This window comes from Actinomycetaceae bacterium MB13-C1-2 (assembly GCA_035621235.1).
Taxonomy (GTDB): domain Bacteria; phylum Actinomycetota; class Actinomycetes; order Actinomycetales; family Actinomycetaceae; genus Scrofimicrobium.
In genome coordinates this window covers 2216802-2234640 of record CP141731.1, presented here as the reverse complement: position 1 = coordinate 2234640, position 17839 = coordinate 2216802, and the positions used below count along the sequence as shown (strand labels likewise).

Annotated in this window: 16 protein-coding genes; 6 read left to right on the top strand and 10 right to left on the bottom strand. The window is 56.2% G+C overall.

Annotated features, from left to right (window positions below):
• Positions 1-7: 7 nt before the first annotated feature.
• The gene (locus U6G28_09975; GenBank protein WRS31231.1) at positions 8-619 is read right to left on the bottom strand and encodes a queuosine precursor transporter; all 612 of its coding nucleotides are present in this window, start codon (positions 617-619) and stop codon (positions 8-10) included.
• Between the two features lie 190 nt (positions 620-809).
• Here U6G28_09975 and U6G28_09970 point away from each other — a divergent pair, with 190 nt between their 5' ends.
• A complete protein-coding gene (locus U6G28_09970) occupies positions 810-2420 on the top strand; it encodes an ABC-F family ATP-binding cassette domain-containing protein (protein ID WRS29836.1) in 1611 nt (536 codons plus the stop codon).
• A 316-nt stretch (positions 2421-2736) separates the two neighbouring features.
• Here the strand turns inward: U6G28_09970 and U6G28_09965 are convergent, their stop codons facing one another.
• The 3 genes from U6G28_09965 to glgC are packed head-to-tail and all read right to left on the bottom strand — an operon-like array spanning position 2737 to position 5811.
• Positions 2737-3246: a histidine phosphatase family protein gene (locus U6G28_09965; protein ID WRS29835.1), complete on the bottom strand. Its 510-nt coding sequence runs from the start codon at positions 3244-3246 to the stop codon at positions 2737-2739.
• 22 nt (positions 3247-3268) lie between these two features.
• Positions 3269-4579 (bottom strand): DUF1015 domain-containing protein, encoded by a 1311-nt coding sequence (locus tag U6G28_09960; GenBank protein WRS29834.1) that lies wholly within the window; start codon positions 4577-4579, stop codon positions 3269-3271.
• Positions 4576-5811, bottom strand: coding sequence for a glucose-1-phosphate adenylyltransferase (gene glgC, locus U6G28_09955; GenBank protein ID WRS29833.1), 1236 nt, complete (start codon positions 5809-5811; stop codon positions 4576-4578). The genes U6G28_09960 and glgC overlap by 4 nt, the downstream gene beginning before the upstream one ends.
• Positions 5812-5907: 96 nt before the next feature.
• Between glgC and glgA the strand changes: the two genes are divergently transcribed.
• The 4 genes from glgA to U6G28_09935 are packed head-to-tail and all read left to right on the top strand — an operon-like array spanning position 5908 to position 9384.
• Positions 5908-7143, top strand: coding sequence for a glycogen synthase (glgA, locus tag U6G28_09950; protein ID WRS29832.1), 1236 nt, complete (start codon positions 5908-5910; stop codon positions 7141-7143).
• Positions 7143-7931 carry an ATP-binding cassette domain-containing protein gene (locus U6G28_09945; protein WRS29831.1) on the top strand — a complete coding sequence of 263 codons (789 nt, stop codon included), beginning with the start codon at positions 7143-7145 and terminating at the stop codon, positions 7929-7931. Before glgA ends, U6G28_09945 begins: the two co-directional genes overlap by 1 nt.
• A gap of 51 nt (positions 7932-7982) precedes the next feature.
• The gene (locus U6G28_09940; GenBank protein WRS29830.1) at positions 7983-8459 is read left to right on the top strand and encodes an NfeD family protein; all 477 of its coding nucleotides are present in this window, start codon (positions 7983-7985) and stop codon (positions 8457-8459) included.
• 34 nt (positions 8460-8493) lie between these two features.
• Complete coding sequence (locus U6G28_09935) at positions 8494-9384, top strand: SPFH domain-containing protein (GenBank protein WRS29829.1); 891 nt, start codon at positions 8494-8496, stop codon at positions 9382-9384.
• Positions 9385-9648: 264 nt separating this feature from the next.
• On the opposite strand, the gene U6G28_09930 is transcribed toward U6G28_09935, so the two are convergent.
• From U6G28_09930 to U6G28_09910, 5 genes are all read right to left on the bottom strand, one after another.
• Positions 9649-10449, bottom strand: a complete 801-nt coding sequence (locus U6G28_09930) for an amino acid ABC transporter ATP-binding protein (GenBank protein ID WRS29828.1) — start codon at positions 10447-10449, stop codon at positions 9649-9651.
• Positions 10446-11408: an amino acid ABC transporter permease gene (locus tag U6G28_09925; protein ID WRS29827.1), complete on the bottom strand. Its 963-nt coding sequence runs from the start codon at positions 11406-11408 to the stop codon at positions 10446-10448. Before U6G28_09925 ends, U6G28_09930 begins: the two co-directional genes overlap by 4 nt.
• Positions 11409-11418: 10 nt before the next feature.
• On the bottom strand, positions 11419-12336 hold the full coding sequence (locus U6G28_09920; protein WRS29826.1) for an ABC transporter substrate-binding protein: 918 nt from the start codon (positions 12334-12336) through the stop codon (positions 11419-11421).
• Positions 12337-12428: 92 nt separating this feature from the next.
• The gene (locus tag U6G28_09915; GenBank protein ID WRS29825.1) at positions 12429-13124 is read right to left on the bottom strand and encodes a DUF4191 domain-containing protein; all 696 of its coding nucleotides are present in this window, start codon (positions 13122-13124) and stop codon (positions 12429-12431) included.
• Positions 13125-13158: 34 nt separating this feature from the next.
• Positions 13159-14406: an MFS transporter gene (locus U6G28_09910; protein WRS29824.1), complete on the bottom strand. Its 1248-nt coding sequence runs from the start codon at positions 14404-14406 to the stop codon at positions 13159-13161.
• A 180-nt stretch (positions 14407-14586) separates the two neighbouring features.
• Between U6G28_09910 and U6G28_09905 the strand changes: the two genes are divergently transcribed.
• On the top strand, positions 14587-15720 hold the full coding sequence (locus tag U6G28_09905; GenBank protein WRS29823.1) for a hypothetical protein: 1134 nt from the start codon (positions 14587-14589) through the stop codon (positions 15718-15720).
• Positions 15721-15992: 272 nt separating this feature from the next.
• On the opposite strand, the gene sucB is transcribed toward U6G28_09905, so the two are convergent.
• Positions 15993-17819, bottom strand: a complete 1827-nt coding sequence (gene sucB, locus U6G28_09900; GenBank protein ID WRS29822.1) for a 2-oxoglutarate dehydrogenase, E2 component, dihydrolipoamide succinyltransferase — start codon at positions 17817-17819, stop codon at positions 15993-15995.
• Between the last annotated feature and the right edge of the window lie 20 nt (positions 17820-17839).

Here is a 17839-nt window from a genome sequence, read left to right as displayed (position 1 = left end):
CAAGATATTAGCGAGTTTCCGCTTTCTTGACCCTGTCGATAACAAGATACGAGAGCGGGAGCAGGATAATCTCAAACGCCATCTTGTATAGGTAGCCGACTAGGACATAGTTCCAGAACGGACCGCCGGTCAGGACGCCATAGAACGCGATTGTGCAGAAAACCAGAGTGTCGGCAGCCTCTCCAACCAGGGAAGATCCGAGCAGTCGCGCCCAGAGGTGTCGCTCGCCCCAGCGAGCCTTTATTCGAGTGAGGACGTACGCGTTGAGTAGTTGCCCAACCAGATAGGCCATAAGGGATGCGGCGACTATTCGGGGGACGAATCCCAAGACGGCCTCGAACGCGGCCTGGTTCTCGTAGTCAGAGGCGGGAGGAAGTAACTGGACTACAAAAAAGACCAACGATGCCAAAGCGCTGATAAGGAAGCCGAGCACGACTACGCGTCGCGTCCTAACCCAGCCATACACCTCGGCCAAAACGTCACCGAGAACGTAAGTGAAAGGGAAGAGAACGGCTCCGCCATCGAAGATCAGTGAGAACGCCCCGAGGTCAAACTCGATGAGTTTGGTTGCTGCCACGTTGGAGATGAGGAGCATTGCGACGAAGCAAGCCACGATCACGGTGAATGGTCCAAGACGGTTCGATCTTGCCTCCGTACCACGCCATTGGTTCGCATCTGTAGTTTCATTCACGGCTCCATACTGCCGCAGATACCCGATTGCGGGATATTCGAGGTGATTATCGCCACCGCCTACGCCCTATCGATACTCTGAACAGGCGGGCCACCCCCGTCCCCGCTAGACTCTTCGGGTGATCAGCGTGACCGACTTTGAGCTTCGAATCGGAGCTCGTGAACTGGTGCATCCAGTTTCCTTCGCGATCCCAAATGGTTCAAAAATTGGTCTGGTCGGCCGTAATGGTGCTGGAAAAACGACAATGATGCGTCTGCTGGCGGGCGAGGACGACCGTGGTGCCGCTGAGTACGGGGGCGCCATCAATCGCAGTGGTTCCTGGGCATACCTGCCACAGGATACGACCGAGCCCGCTGAAGAGAAGACTGGGATCGCGCGGATTCTCTCCGTGCGGGGGATCGACCGGCTCATCGCCAGGATCAATAAGGCCGAAGAGGAAATGTCGACGCAAAGTGGCGCTCGTCAGCAGAAGGCAATGGAGCGCTATGTCCGTCTAGACCAGGAATTCACCATGTCGGGTGGATGGGCGGCGAGTTCAGAGGCCTATCAGATCGCGGATGCCCTCGGCCTTGAAAAACACACTCTAGAACAGGACATCGCAACTCTTTCGGGTGGTCAGAGAAGACGCGTTGAACTGGCTCGAGTTCTGTTCTCGAACGCGGAAACGCTACTGCTTGACGAGCCGACGAACCACCTGGACCATGACTCAATCATCTGGCTTCGCGATTGGATTCGCGCCTACTCTGGCGGAGTTTTGATGATTAGTCACGACGTGGGCCTGCTTCAGGACACCGTCAATAGAGTTTTCCATCTTGACGCGAACGAGGCAGAGCTCGAGGTCTATCATCTTGGCTGGGATGCCTACCTTGAACAGCGTCGAGACGACGAACGTCGCCGTCGCAAGGAACGCGCGGGCGCGCTCAAAAAGGCAGAAGTCCTCCAGGCTCAGGGTGACAAGATGCGCGCTAAGGCCACTAAGGCGGTGGCGGCCCAGCAGATGCTTCGCCGCGCTGAAGAACTCCGCCAGAAAGCAGGGGCCGAGAAGGCTAAAGAGAAAGTCGCCAAAATTAGGTTCCCTGACCCCGCCGCGTGCGGTAAAGTTCCTCTCACGGCAGAGGGCCTGTCGAAGTCATACGGCTCGCTCGAGGTCTTTACCGGCCTTGATCTAGCGATCGATCGTGGAGCAAAGGTGGCGATTCTCGGGCAGAATGGTGCCGGAAAGACGACGCTATTGAGGATACTCGCTGGCGTTGAGACACCCGACATGGGTGAGGTTGTTGCGGGACACGGGCTAAAGCTCGGCTACTACGCGCAAGAACACGACACACTCGATCCCTCGGCGACGGTGCGCGAGACTCTGGCCGCCGCGGCCCCCGATCTAGACGAGACTGAACTGCGAAGTGTCCTTGGCCAGTTCCTCTTCGGAGCGGATGATATTGCTAAGCCGGTAGCAGTGCTGTCCGGTGGGGAAAAGACCAGGCTGGCCCTGGCGACCCTAGTTATCTCCGCCGCGAACGTGCTATTGCTTGACGAACCGACAAACAACCTTGATCCAGCTTCACGCGAAGAAATTCTGAAGGCGCTCGCTAGCTTCGCGGGAGCCGTGATTTTGGTGAGTCACGATCCCGGTGCCGTTGAGGCACTTGGCCCGGAACGGGTTCTGCTGTTGCCTGAGGGGGACGAGGACCTTTGGGACGAGGACTACTTGGAACTGGTGACGGTTCGGTAGCTACCGCAGTTCAGTGTCCGCAACCCGGACAATGCTCGGTCTACCGTGGGTGATTCTGGGCGAAATGCTATGGTCCCACTTGCGGAAGTTACGGTTTCTCGAATGCGGAGATCTTGTACGGGAAGTTTCGGTATTTGAAGTAGCCCTCTAGCTCGTTCAAGTGGTTATCGCAGGCGAGCCAGGTTTTGCCTCTTCCGTAGTGGATTGCTGGATTCGACCAGTCGATACGCCACTTTGCGGGTTCCCTGCACTCGCGTGCAGAGCAAGCGAACTCGCTAGGTCCCGGTGCTAGTGCCAAGGTTCTGCTCCCGCGTCTCTATGCGTGCGAAACATGTTCGAAGCCCTCGAGATCAGCACAGTGAGGATGCCACTCGTTCCAGTCTCTATCACTAGAAATGACGATGGCCGACCCCGTGGGCATGCCCCATGAAACAGGGCTGTCCTCGTCCTCTTTCAGTAGGCGGCGCGCTAGTTCAGAGACCGTGGGCTCATGTCCAACGACGATTGAAGTAGTTCCCGTTGATTCGATTCGTACGGCGTCCCAAATCTGGCTGGGAGACGCTGAGTAGATCACGGGTTCAACGTGAATGTTGACTGTCGCCGGATCGACGCCAGAGCCAGATGAAAGAGCTTCCCAGGTCTGCCTTGCGCGGGTAGCGGGAGAAATAAATGCGTCGTCCAGCCCAGCAAGGGCCGACCTTAGCGCTATTCCGAGTTTCCGTGCCTGTACTTTTCCCGCATTGGTCAGGGCTCGTTTGTCATCGGTGCCAGAAGCGTAGTCCTGGGCCTTCGCGTGCCTAACGATGATGAGGGTGTGCTTCGGCATTGGGAGTGTCCTTGTATTGGTCCTAGTTTTGGATTCTCCGGGCTTCGAGGTAGAAGCGTTTGTCGTGGCTTTCGCCCATGGAGAAGGTCTTTCGGGGGAGGACGCCGTCGTGGATTACGGCCTCGAACAACGAGCCCTTCCCCATTCCAGGTAGAAGGAAAGCTAGGGTGTTCGGCTCTTCTGCCAGTTTCTTTGCAACATCAGCGCCGTGAACGTAGTCGATTCGCGCCTCCGGGTGCTTGGCAAGCCAGGAGTCTAGGAATGTCTGGAGCGTTCCGACCTCAAGTTGCTGTGTGGGATTTGGAACCGTAATGGTTCCGGTCTGAGCGCCGACAGAGTAGATGAGGGTGTGGCCGTGGTCTTGTCGCTGCGTCTCGTCTCGGCCCTGGCTCTCATCCAGGTAGGCTCCGGGATAGGCGCTGACAAGATCAGCCAATAGCTCCTCGAAGTCCACATCGAAGATAACCCGATGAATCGGCTCGAACTCCAGAGAATCATCGTGCAGATTAACCAGTTCGCAAAGAGCATACCGGGAGGGAAGTGAGTCCCACTCTTCCTCTGGAGTCATGGCCTTTTGTTGTTCGTAGCACTCTTTGGCGGTAGCCAGCGAATGGTTGCCATCCCCGACAGCGAAGACGATGACAGGCATCCCATCGGCCCGGTAGCGGGTAGCGAAGGATTCTGGCTTGCCGAGTGAGACAAGAGCATCAGAGACGTGCTTCAGTTGCTCAAGGTTTAGTTGCCAGCCGGAGATGTGGCCGCCGCGCTCCATTAGGTCAAAGTCGTAGACGGGGTTCATCTGGTTCTTTTCAGATTCCAGAGGTTCAATCACCGTGCGTTCTGGATCGTCGCAGAGCAACATCACGTGAGGGAGTTCGATCGGAGCATTTTTTCGTACTTCAACGCGAGGAGGAATGCGTTCTAAGACCGTACCCTCTGTAGCGCGAACCATGCTGTCAGAACCCGGATGGTAGTCGTACTGTTGCAGATCAACTACTCCTACTAGGCCCTTGCGAACTCGACCGTCATCAAGACGTCGCTCCACATAAATCATCGAATCGGGCAGTGTCACAAAGCGGTTGTCGTCAAGGTACTGCGACATTGTCTCGTTTATCGCCCTTATGTCCTCCGCAACGTTCGGCCCTTCTAGCGAAGCCTCCGGAAGGATCATTCTCAGGGTCGACGGACTACTCCCGACACGTTCGTTCACCCGCTGCCAGTACGCTGGTTCGGAAGTGTATTGATCACAGGCAACCACTGACCACAGCGTTAGATCGCAGTCCCGGGGGATCAGTATGTCTGCAGGACCGAAAGCAATTCTCTCAAACGTCATTTCTTGACTATAAGGCCCTTGGGGGCAACGACGATGCCTGACTCCGTAACTGTCATTCCACGTTCACGATCGTACTCGTGGTCGAACCCAATCTGAGCGTCTTCTTCCACAACCACATTCTTGTCTAGGATTGCGCGACGCACCCTTGCGCGCCTGCCCACGCGAGCCCCGTGCATGATTATGGCGTCTTGGACCTGTGCCCAGGAGTGAACGGAGACCATGGGAGACAGAACCGAAGAGTAGACCTCACCTCCGGAGATAATCACCGACTGGGATACGAGGGAGTTGATCGCGTGTCCTAGACGCGAGCCGTGCTCACCGTGGACGAACTTCACTGGAGGAAGCGGCTCACTGGCCGTCAGCACCGGCCAGTCAAAGTTGTAAAGGTTGAACACCGGGGTGATCGCGATCAGATCTTGGTTTGCATCGAAGAATGCGTCAATGGTTCCGACATCACGCCAATAGTCGCGGTCGCGCTCGGTGGAGCCAGGAACGTTGTTGTCGATGAAGTCGTAGACGCCGCATTCGCCCTTCTCTACGAACCACGGGACAATGTTCCCTCCCATGTCGTGCTTAGAGCGGGCATTCTTCGCGTCGACCCGCAGTGCTTCTACCAACGCGTCAGTGGTGAAAATGTAGTTGCCCATAGACGCAAGTACTTTTGTCGGATCATCCTCGAGTCCGACCGCGTCCTTGGGCTTCTCCTGAAATTCTTCAACCATGCCGTCTTTGGCCTTGATAACGCCGAACTGATCAGCGAGTTCAAGGGGCTGGCGGATTCCAGCGATGGTCGCAGGGGCTTCGGAGTCTATGTGGTGCTTCAGCATTTGTGAGAAGTCCATGCGGTAGATATTGTCCGCACCGGTGATAACCACATAGTCTGGGCGCTCATCGTAAACAGCGTTGAGCGATTGATAAATGGCATCTGCTGAACCCATGTACCAGTGCGGTCCGCGTCGTTGCTGGGCCGGCATCGGAGTCACATAGTTGCCGAGCAGGGGAGAGAGCTGCCAGGCGGTTGCAATGTGGCGATCTAGCGAGTGGGACTTGTACTGAGTCAGTACAAGAATCTTCGTTAGTCCCGAGTTGACCAGGTTTGAAAGTGAAAAGTCGATCAGCCGATAATTCCCGCCAAACGGTACAGCGGGCTTCGCTCGGTCTTCAGTAAGAGGCATGAGTCGCTTGCCTTCACCACCTGCAAGGACGATTGCCAGAACACGCTTCTTTGCCATGCTTCAAGCATAGCCAGGAAACCCGTTTTGGGAGGGAAAGCCCGAGAACTAGATATGATTGGACTCAAACCCATCGGCCGACCGAGGACGGTAATCGTGCGAGTTGATCTTCTTACCAGGGAGTACCCGCCCTTCATTTACGGTGGAGCTGGAGTCCACGTCAACGAGCTAGCCAAAGTGCTACGTCCAATGGTTGATCTTAGGGTCTTGGCCTTCGATGGACCTCGCGTTGAAGGCGAGGCTGGAACCGAGCCGGGAGTCATCGGCTACGGCGATCTTCCAGAGCTTGAATCAGCAAATGGCGCGGTGAAGACACTCGGGGTAAACCTCGAAATGACCGATGGTATGGCTGGAACCGATCTGCTTCACGCTCACACTTGGTACACGACTTTTGCAGGCTACCTGGGGAAGTTACTCTTTGACGTGCCGCTGGTAATTTCGGCGCACTCCCTCGAACCCTTACGTCCCTGGAAAGCAGAACAACTCGGGGGTGGATACCGCGTATCCTCTTTCGCAGAGAGAGTTGGGTACGAGAACGCCGATGCGATAATCGCCGTTTCTAACGGAATGAAAGATGACATTCTCAGGGCCTACCCGGCGATTGATTCAGATCGAGTAAAGGTAATCCATAACGGAATCGATCTGGCGAAGTGGCATCGACCCGATACTGCTGAGGCGGAGAAGGCAGCTAAACAGGTTCGCGCCGACCTTGGAATTGATCCAAACAGGCGAACGGTTGTATTCGTTGGACGAATCACTCGCCAAAAGGGCCTGCCCGGATTCTTGCGCGCGGTAGAGATGCTCCCTGAGGACGTCCAGGTTGTACTTTGTGCGGGAGCCCCGGACACCCCGGAAATTGCGGCCGAGGTCGAGGAGCTGATTGAGGATTTACAGAAGAAGCGAACTGGAATCGTCCTGATTACCGAGATGCTTCCTCATGATCAACTGGTCGCGGTACTGGCGGGGGCTGATGTATTCGCCACACCCTCGATCTATGAGCCTCTTGGCATCGTGAATCTTGAGGCAATGGCGATAGGGCTTCCCGTGGTCGGGACTAAGACCGGGGGCATTCCGGACGTTATTGTTGATGGTGAGACAGGCTACCTCGTCCCAATCGAGCAGGCGCAGGACGGAACTGGAACGCCGCTAGAGCCAAGGCGGTTTGAGGCGGACTTCGCGGCAGCACTCGTTAGGGTGCTGGATGATCCTGACAGGGCGAAGCGCATGGGTCAGGCGGGCCTTGAACGGGCGCGCGAGCTTTTCTCTTGGGAAGCGATTGGTAAGCAGACCTTTGAACTCTATGAGTCACTAGTGAAGGGTAAGGACTCCTGATGACATTAGCAGCGCAGCTGCAGGGTGTTGACGTTGAGCTGTCCGGGGGGACAATTCTCAGTGAGCTCGACCTGGCAGTAGAGAGTGGGCAACACTGGGTCATCGTTGGGCCGAACGGTGCTGGAAAAACAACGGTTGCCAGGCTGATTGCCGGCCTTGAGATTCCGACTTCTGGATCCGTCAATGTCCTCGGTCAGGATACGCGTGAAATCGAGTCAACCTATCTTGCGTCGCAGGTGGGGTTCGCGTCATCTGATGTTCGTGAACGTCTCTCAGGAGCTTCTAAGGTACTTTCTTTGGTGCTACCCGCAGCCTGGGGACAAACGACGCGCTTTACTGAAGAGTACGAGGAGATTGATGAGCGGCGGGCGATGGACCTGCTGGCCGCTCTCGGCGTCGGCAGACTCGCGGATCGTCGCTATGGAAGTTTATCCGAGGGAGAAAAGCAGAGGGTTTCGATCGCTCGGGCGCTAATGGCAGATCCAGAGATAGTCATCCTCGATGAGCCGACTGCCGGTTTGGATCTTGGCGCCAGGGAGATGTTGGTTAGGGCGCTCAGTGAGATCATGGCTGATCGAAATGCTCCCACCGTCATCATGATCACCCATGAGCTCGAAGAAATCGCGCCCGGCTTCAGCCACGGTGTACTTCTGAGCCAGGGCCGAGTAGTTGCAAGTGGGGAACTGGATTCGATCCTTACCTCGGCTAATCTTTCCGAGACGTTCGGGCTTCCGCTGGAAGTAGAAAAGCGAAACGACCGCTGGTGGGCAACGGCTATATTCAGATGAGGTTCGCACTCCGCTACTGTTAGTTGTGTTGGACGACGCGAGGAGAATCAAATGTGGTGGCTCATCTGGCTCGGTGCGGCGTTGGTGCTGGGAATGCTCGAGCTACTTACGATGGATTTCTTTTTCTTGACGCTTGCCCTTGCCGCGATCGTCGCAGGAGGATTTGGTGCATTTGGGGGCGCAGTGGCCGTGCAGGTAATTGCCTTTGCTGTGGCCGCAGTTGTGCTTCTGGTCCTGGTTAGGCCGTGGGCTCGTAGACTCCTGCAAAACTCAACCCCTGACATCGACACCAATGCCCGCGCGTACCTGGGCAAGACGGCGGTCGTCATGGCCCCTTTGATCGGGGAAGCCGGACGGGTGCGCATCGGTGGTGAAGTTTGGTCCGCTCGTGGTCAAGATGGTGCAACGTTCCCGGTAGGAAGCGAAGTCCGGGTGGTACAGATTGACGGCGCGACCGCCGTGGTCGGCCCTTTCAGTGAACAGGTTGCCCTGCCGCCCAGCAGCGTCCCACTTGAGCCGGAGCTCTAAGACCTTTGTTAGTAAACCAAGACAGGAGCAGTAAATGGACGGTCTAGGCATTTGGATTTTGGTGCTTCTAGTCATTCTTCTGGTCGTTATCGTTGTGGTGCGTGCGGTGCGGGTTGTACCGCAGTCGCGAGCCCTGGTGATTGAGCGACTGGGTAAGTTTCAGACGGTCATGTATGCGGGCCTCCACATCCTGATTCCTTTCGTGGATCGGGTGGCCGCAAACGTTGATTTGCGCGAGCAGGTCACTTCTTTCCCGCCTCAACCGGTGATTACTGCCGATAACGTGGTTGTCTCTATCGACTCGGTCATCTACTACCAGGTGAACGATCCGATGGCTGCAACCTATGAGATCGCCAACTATATTCAAGCTATCGAACAATTGACAGTTACGACGCTCCGCAACGTCATCGGTTCTTTGGACCTGGAACAGACCCTGACTTCCCGTGACCAGATTAACCAACAGCTCCGTGGGGTCTTGGACGAGGCAACAGGCAAATGGGGCATTCGCGTCAACCGAGTCGAGCTAAAGGCAATCGATCCGCCTCCCACGATCCAGCAGGCGATGGAACAACAGCTTCGCGCTGAGCGCGACAAGCGTGCGGCAATCCTCCAGTCAGAAGGGGTGCGACAGTCCCAGATTCTGCGGGCCGAGGGTGAGAAGCAGTCACAGATTCTCAAGGCCGAAGGCGAGGCGAGCGCGGCAGTCACCGTTGCTGATGGACAGGCGAAGGCAATTCAGACGGTCTTCGAGGCAATCCACCTGGGGCAACCGACATCGGACCTATTGTCATATCAGTACCTGCAGATGCTTCCCGAGCTTGCTAAAGGCGAGTCATCAAAGATCTGGGTCATTCCCACCGAGCTTACCGCTGCCCTCAACTCAATCACCGAGGGATTCGGCGGAAAGAACGAGGAAAAGAAGTAACAAAAATACCCGGGGTCACCGGTTTCTGTTAGGACGGTGACCCCGGGTATTTGTGTGCATTGGGAGCTAGGGCGTACCTCCTAAATTTCTGCTCGCTGTGGTGACCGGGAAATCCGCGTTTGCTACGTTGTCGTCGTCGGCTTTGCCACCAGCAAAGCCTCCTCTTCCGCCTTGCAACCACGAATTTCCCGGGCATCCTCGCCTGAGCACAGATTTAGGAGGTACGCCCTAGCGTACCGAGTGTTCTCCCTGGATTTCTCGGAGCTAGAGGACCTTTGAGAAGAAGTCCTTGGTTCGTTGCTCAGTTGGGTTGTCGATAACTTGAGCGGGTGTGCCCTGTTCAACGATCTTGCCGTCGTCCATGAAGACGACGTGATCTGCAACCTCCCGAGCAAATCCGACTTCGTGAGTCACGACGATCATGGTCATTCCACCCTCGGCCAGATCTTTCATCACGCCAAGAACTTCGCCGACCAGCTCGGGGTCGAGTGCCGAGGTAGGCTCATCAAATAGCATCAACTCGGGTTCCATCGCCAGTGCCCGCGCGATTGCCACTCGCTGCTGTTGCCCACCCGACAACTGTCCAGGATAGTGGTCGGTTCGGTCGCCCAGCCCGACTCGGTCTAGCAACTCAAGTGCTTTTGCCTCAGCTTCTTTTTTATGCACTTTTTTGACGTGGATCGGGGCTTCCATGACGTTGCGGAGGGCGGTCATCTGGGGGAATAGGTTAAATCGTTGGAATACCATTCCAATGCTGCTCCGTTGCTTCGCAATCTCGGAGTCTTTTAGACGATACAGGACCTCTTCGCCGTCTTTTCCCGGCTTAGTGCGAAGTCCCATAAGCTCACCGCCGACCCAGATTCGGCCCGCAGAAATAAGTTCGAGTTCATTGATACAGCGAAGAAGCGTTGACTTGCCGGAGCCGGAGGGTCCGAGTATCACACAGACCTCACCTGGCTTCACCGTTAGGTCAATGCCCTTCAGTACGTGGAGGTCTCCGAAGAACTTGTGAACGCCTCTGACCTTGACCATGGGAGCGCTTATCTCTATCCCGACCTCGGTCATGGCGTCACGTCCAAGAAAAGCATTTCATTGTGCATCTGGCCATCAATATCCTCTTGTTCGCCAGGGACTTCCTTGCCCTTTGTTGCAGAGGCATTCTCTGCGTAGCCCTTACCGAAATGGCGTTCGATGTAGTGCTGGATCACCATGAGAACCGATGTGATCACCAGATACCAGATTGCCGCCGTGAGTAGCATCGGAACTGGAGCGAACATCCTCTGACCAAGGTCGCGGGCGACGAAGGTCAGTTCGTAGATGTAGGGGATTGCGGAAACGAGCGAAGTTGTCTTCAGCATTGAGATGGTTTCGTTGCCCAGCGGCGGAACAATAACTCTCATCGCTTGCGGCATGACGATACGTGCCATGATCTGAGTTCGTGACATTCCGAGCGCGGTGGCGGCTTCCCACTGCCCTTTGTCCACCGAATTGAGTCCGGCGCGGATTATCTCGGCCAGGTAGGCGCCCTCATTAAAACCGAGGCCCAACAGCGCCATCCAGAAAATGGTGATGACCTTCGTTGTTTCGAACGTCACGAACTCTGGCCCGAATGGAATACCAATTGAAAGTGTCGGCAGGATTACCGGCAACAGCGACCAAAAGATGAGCTGCGTATAAACGGGGGTGCCGCGGAAAAACCAGATGTAGAAGGTGGCTACCCCTCGCATAATTGGGTTGGGCGATTGACGCATAACCGCCATAGCAATCGCGATTATCGTTCCAAGGATCATCGCGCCGGCGGTCAAAATCAGGGTGTGAATGATGGCCTGCATGATGGTCTTGGAAAAAAGCCAACTCAAGACCATGTCCCACTGGAAGACTGGGTTCTTGACCAGGCCATTGACGATCATTGCTACGAATACCAGCAGGATTGCCGCACCCACCCAGCGCCCCGGATGGGGAACTGGGCGGGCGTTAATCAACTTGACTGGCGATTCAGTTTGAGTTGAGGAAGTCGTTGTCATTAGTTTTGGCCTACTGACCAGGGTTGATCTCTGCCTTGCTTAGTCCGATAGCCTCGGAGCCGAAGTTGCCTAGAATCTGCTCAAGGTAGCCCTCGTCCATCAGGTACTGCATTGCCGCCTGGACTGCAACGGTAAGTTGCTCGTCGTCCTTCGCGATGGCGATTCCCTGCGGCTCGGATTCGATAACATCACCGATCTGCTCAAGATCGCCATTTGAGTTTGCAACTGAGTACCCAATGACGGGGGAGTCTGCGAAGGTCGCATCCCAGAGTCCGCCAACGACTTTGACCGTCACGTCAGTTTGTAGATCCAGGGGATTGACGGTAATCGGCTCCTTGCCATCCGCTTCGCACTGCTGGGACCACTCCTCGGCAAGCACCTGCTGATAGGTGCCGTTCTGAACGCCGATAATCGATCCGCAAGGGTCTGAGGGATCGAACTTTGAGGGGTTCCCAGTCTTCACAGCGAACGCAGAACCGACCTGGAGATAAGAGACCATGTTTACCTGTTCAAGACGTTCAGGATTAATGGTGAAGGAGGAAGCACCAATGTCGAACTTCGCGCCAAGTGCCGGAATGATGGTGGGGAACTCGGCATGTTGCGTGGTTCCTTCCAAGCCCATGACCTGGCCGAGCGCTTGGACAATCTGAATGTCGTATCCGACTGGAACGCCATTCTCACGGAACTCGCCGGGCGCGTAGTCTGTCGAGGCGCCGTTACGTAGCTGGCCCCTCTCAGCAACGCTCGCAGGGACCATATCGGCGATGTCAGGGACAACCTCTATGGTCATGGGGTCAAAAGCCTCAACGACTTCGCCGGACTCTCCGGTCTCGGTGGGTTCGTTGGCTTCGGGGGCACTCGGGTCAGAGCAGGCGGTGAGCGATAGGGCGGCTACGACGGTCGCGGCAAATGGAATAAGTTTCCGCATGGGATCCTCCATAGAATGTTGAACCCCATAAGTATGCATGTCTCTGCATAGTATGCGCCAGTGATCTCACATAGCGGAGTGCGCAGTAGCGACTAGCCGCGCATTGCCTTCCGATTAGTTCGAGTCTTGTAGGGATCGACGCCCTTAGGGATGGGTAGGGCTTTCGAGGACAGCGCATTGAGACGGTTGGCGACTGCCGGAACCTCATGCTTAGTCAGCACCTTTTTAAGGCTTTTGAGTTTCCTGTTTAGTTTCGTGAGGGGCACCTGACCCTCGTCATGTCCAACCTGAATGAATACAACAGGAACATTGGTGATGGCGCGAGATACCTTGCGTTTCTCATTCTGAAGCAACGGCAACACTCGGTTCGATGGACCCTCTGAGATCAGAACAACCCCTGGTCGACCAACGAGTCGCCATACTAGGTCTTGAGTTTTGTTGACCGCAACAGGTTCTTCTTCGATGTCCCAGCCTCGTTTGATCTGGCTGATAACCGCATAGACCGATCCGACCTTGCCGTCAATCTGCTTGTACATGGCAGGTCGTAGCAGGAACGCCAAGAGGGCCATGTCCGCGATGATCGCTAGCATGACACCGCTGATCACCCAGAACACCATGGAGTGGAAAACAAATCCACCCAGAACGCCAAGTCCAATAATGATTATTGGCGCCGCGATTAATAGGAAGGGAAACCAGCTGTAGGTGCGCTTGATTACCTTGTAAGCATCAACAAAGTTCTCGTACCAGCGACGCTTCTTCGGGGCAGCGGTGTCAGTGTTCTTAGCCATGATTTCTTATTCTACAAGTGATCCGCAGGTCCGGTTACTCCGCGTCGCGGTGACGCTTCTGATACGAGGGCAGAAGAAGAACGCCTCCCACCACAATGATGATCACGGAGGCAATAGCGCCCAGGAAATATGCGGGTTGAGGACCGAGATTCTGAGCAACGGATCCGCCGATTGTCGATCCCAGAGAAACCCCAACGGTGACGGATGACTGCATGAGAGTCATTGCGACAGAAATTCCGCCGCGGGGCGCCAGGTGTTCGGCCACGGTAAACGCAGTCACCATGGTCGGGCCAACGAATATGCCAGTAAGCGCAAGCCATCCTACTGTTGCCGGGATCGTGGTAAGCGACGCGACGACAGAGATCGATACGGCCATGCCGATAGCAAAGGTAATTAGGCGCCACGGGACACGGAAAGCCGCTGGAAGCATGACGACTGCCAAAGACGCTAGAGCCGAGCCGATGCCCATGACTGCATAGATGAGACCCGCCTGGGAGTTCACCCCGAGTAGGTCCGCACGAGCGGTTGTTCCTGCCTGGGTCGCACCAAAGAACATGCCGATTGACATGAGGGTAATGATTGCGGGAAGAACGGCACGAATAACCACGAAGATGGCCGGGCGGCTGTTTGCCGTGTCGGTCTGCTTTGGCTCTGGGGCTACTGTCTCAAGGGATCGGGGAGAAGTAAGCGCAAACGCCGTTCCAGCAACAGCCATGAAAACGAAGGCAAGAAGGAGTGGCGCTGCGGGAGCTGCCAGCGACGCAGCAATACCAACCAGTGCGGGCCCTAGAACAAAGAGCATCTCGTCTGCCATTGACTCGTATGAGAAGGCGGCGTTAAGGACCCTTGCGCTGGTGCCAAACGAGACCCACTTGGCTCTGGTGAATGAACCAACTGGAACGACCGTTGCGCCCGCGAACACGCACATAGCAAGTAGCGGAACACCGAATATCCCGGTACTCGCCGCCCAGAACAGGCCAAGAAGTGCGACCGAGTTCAGGGGCACCAGGGTAAGCAGCGTTCGACGTTGACCCCATAGATCTGCAGCTCGCCCGACCAGAGGGGAACAAATCGCTACGGCAATCGAAAAGACACCCGAGGCGAGACCTCCGATGGCAAGATCACCTGACGAAGCAGTGAAAGCGGTCATTATGCCCAAGGGGAGCATTGCATAGGGGGTTCGGGCGATAAGCGCTACCAGCATATTTGAGAGCCCATAAACAGGGGGTAGCTCGCGATAGTGACGCAGGGCGCCGAAGGGTGAAGCAGATGGGGAAGACAAAAGAGATCTCCGTTGTTACGGTTGCCCCGAAGGGCCTGTACACACAGGGCATCGGGGCGGTGACCAGAGCGCCGGGCACCCGGTCAACATTGGTTAATTCTACGGCTCCACATATGGGAGTTATCAACAGGTTTAGTGGAGAGATCCGTCTCCGTAGCCAAAAGTCTTCAAACTCAAGGCATGACATCCGAAGTATCCCGCAGACCGCTGTACTTCCGTCCCCGGGGAGTTGTGTGGCTTCAGCGACACAAGGAGGGGACGTTCCTTACTTTTCCGGGCCCGCTGGAGGAGGAAACTTGGCAAATTCTTTCAGCAATCAACCACCGACAGATCGCCAGAGTTCGTGTACGAGGAGACAGTTTTGAAGATGGCGCCCTTGTCCAGTTCGCGCCTGAAAGGGGCTATTTGAGTGATTCGCGCGACGACTTTCCCACAATCAGAAGTCCTGAGGCCGCTCGAGTTTTCCTGACGAGCCAAGGACTCGCGACCGTAGAAGCGGTCTGGGTTCGCGCGACAACCTCTCGGTCGGGAGAACTCTTCTTTGTCTGCGTCCCTTTCGACATGGAAGGAGAAGACGGCTGGAGCAGGATAGACGGCCTCAGCGCAACGCACTCGTATGAGTATCAGGGGAAGGAGGGCGTTGGAACTGAGGTAACGCGGTCACCTGTTTCCTCTCACGGACGACGAGTCAAGAACAGCCCTGTGACTGAGGCAAAGAAGTCCGCTACCTCCTCGGACGAGCGTCAAGTCGGTTTCGCATCAAAGCAACAAAACCTTGAGCGAATCACGAACCTATTCGCAGATCAGCCGGCAGTTGAGCTCGCCCCAACTAAGCGTCTGCCGATTCACAAGCGGGTCCGGTTCCGATTAGGTGCTGTAGTGACCGTTACCGCGATAGTCCTCGGTGCGCTCGCAGTGCTACTCCCGATCCAAATCGAAGCGGCGCGCGTGTCTTGTCCATCTAGAGAACAGGTTCAAGTTCGACTGGAAGAACTCCTCCAGATCCGGGCAGATTCCCTCGAACATGGAGACCTTGCGCGGCTAAGAGAAATCGAGTCGGAAAACCTCTTTCTGATCGATGCTCGAATACTTGAGGAAGCCGGGAATAGCAGGGGAATCGTGGCCCCCGATTACGAAGTTGAGGTGATTGAAAGACTGTGTGATGCCAGCACGATCACTGCGGAGGCAAGCGTCACCAGTTCAGTCAGGGATAACGCTACAAATGGCCCTCAACGGGACTCAACGACAAGGAACGTGGCAGTTTCGATGACGCGGAACCCATGGAAGATCGTGTCATTCACGAATCAGAGGTGACCAGCCTGGTGTATCAAGAGTAAAGAGTCTCGAAATCAGCGTAAGAAATCTGCGGATGCCAGGAAATGAGCGTGCCACTCTGGCGGATACTCGCCCCTGGCGCGCTCTGTGGGTGGGTTCAGTTGAGCATATCTGCCGGTGCGCCACTCCGGAGGATTACTCACCCTCAACGCACATCGACCCTACGTCCGGATAAGTGACTGTAAACGGGGAGTGGTTAAACTAAAGGGCCAGGAAACCTGAAAGAGTTCCCTGGCCCTTTGGGTTTGTTTCTAGCCGAGCTGAAGATCAGCCAGGAAGTCACCGCCTTCGAGGCGACGCTTCACATCGCTCAGGAAACGAGAGGCATCTGCTCCGTCAACCAGACGGTGGTCATAGCTGATTGACAGGTAGACCATGGAGCGGATTGCGACCGCTTCACCGCCGTCTGCATCCTTGACGACGACAGGCCGCTTCACGATGGTTCCCGTCCCGAGGATTCCGGTTTCTGGCATGTTCAGAATCGGAGTGTCAAAGATCGCTCCGCCCGAACCCGTGTTTGTGATGGTGAAGGTTGACCCAGTGAGTTCATCGGGGCTGATCTTCCCATCGCGAACCTTGGAAGCGAGGGAATTGATGGACTCGGCGATTCCGGCGATGCTCAGGTCCTGAGCATCACGAATAACTGGAACCATCAGTCCCTGCGGTGCATCGACGGCAATCCCCATATTGACGTGATCGTGGTAGGTGACCTGGCGATCGTCGATAACAGCGTTCAGCTTTGGGTGGGCTTCAAGAGCCTCAATCGTCGCCTTCACGAAGAACGGCAAGAACGTCAGCTTGGTGCCGTGGACCTGCTGAAACTGGTCCTTGTATTTCGCTCGAAGCGCCGCAACCTTGGTCACGTCAACCTCGAATACGGTGGTGAGTTGCGCAGATGACTGCAACGACTCCACCATGCGACGGGCAACGGTCTGACGTAGACGAGACATTTTCTCGGTGGTGCCGCGAAGGGCTTCGGCCTCAGGCGAGGGCACGATCTTACTGGAGGTGCTGGGAGTCGAGGTCGCAGGAACTGGTGCGGCGGGAGCTACCACAGCGGGTGCTGATGCAACCACTGCAGCTTCAACGTCCTCACGGCGGATTCGCCCACCAATGCCGGTTCCGGTTACGGTCGACAGGTCGACGCCCTTCTCTTTTGCCAGCTTGCGAACTAGGGGCGTTACATATCCGGTTGAGGCGCCAAGTCCAGGGGCATGATCGACTACCTGACCCTCGCTAGACGCAGCTCGGGAGACAGATTCCAAAAGCTGTGCGTGGGCATCAGGTTTCGGGGTCGCGGCTGGTGTAGGAACTGGCGGAGGCGGCGGCGCAGCATGAGTTGGAGTTGCAGGAACCGCCGGAGCTGCAGGGCTCGCCGTGACGGGCGTTGCGGGAGTGGGTGCCGCGACTGCCTCAGTCGGTGTGGACGCAGCCGTAGCGCCCGAATCACCGGATGGAGCAGTATCAGAGATACGTACCAGAACAGTTCCGACATCGACAGTGTCGTCTTCTTCCACGAGGATTTCCGCGACGTACCCGTCAATCGGGGAGGGAACCTCTGAATCGACTTTGTCGGTTGCGACCTCAACGAGCGGGTCGTCGGCAGAGACCTTGTCTCCAACGGAAACCAACCATTCGCTTACGGTTCCTTCAGAAACTGACTCGCCAAGGGCTGGCATCGTCACATCGGTTAGGTTTCCAGTGGATGGGCTTCCTGCTGTGTGTGCGGGTGTCGCGACTGGTGCCGGTTCTGAGGCGGGGATAGAGACGGGAGTGGGTTCAGGGGCGGGTGCTGCCTCCGGGGCCGGGGCAGTTTCGACTGGTGCACTACCTGCTTCGTCGGGAGAACCGACTCGGGCTATCTCGGTCCCAACGTCCACGGTCTCGTCTTCATCAACCAGGATCTCAAGTAGAACGCCTGAGACAGGGGAGGGTACCTCTGAATCGACTTTGTCGGTTGCGACTTCAACGATTGGTTCATCGGCTTCGACGGTGTCGCCGACCTTCTTCAGCCATTCTGTGACGGTACCTTCTGAGACGGACTCGCCGAGTGCCGGCATTTTGATGGACTGTGCCATTGTTCTGTTATCTCCTTGTT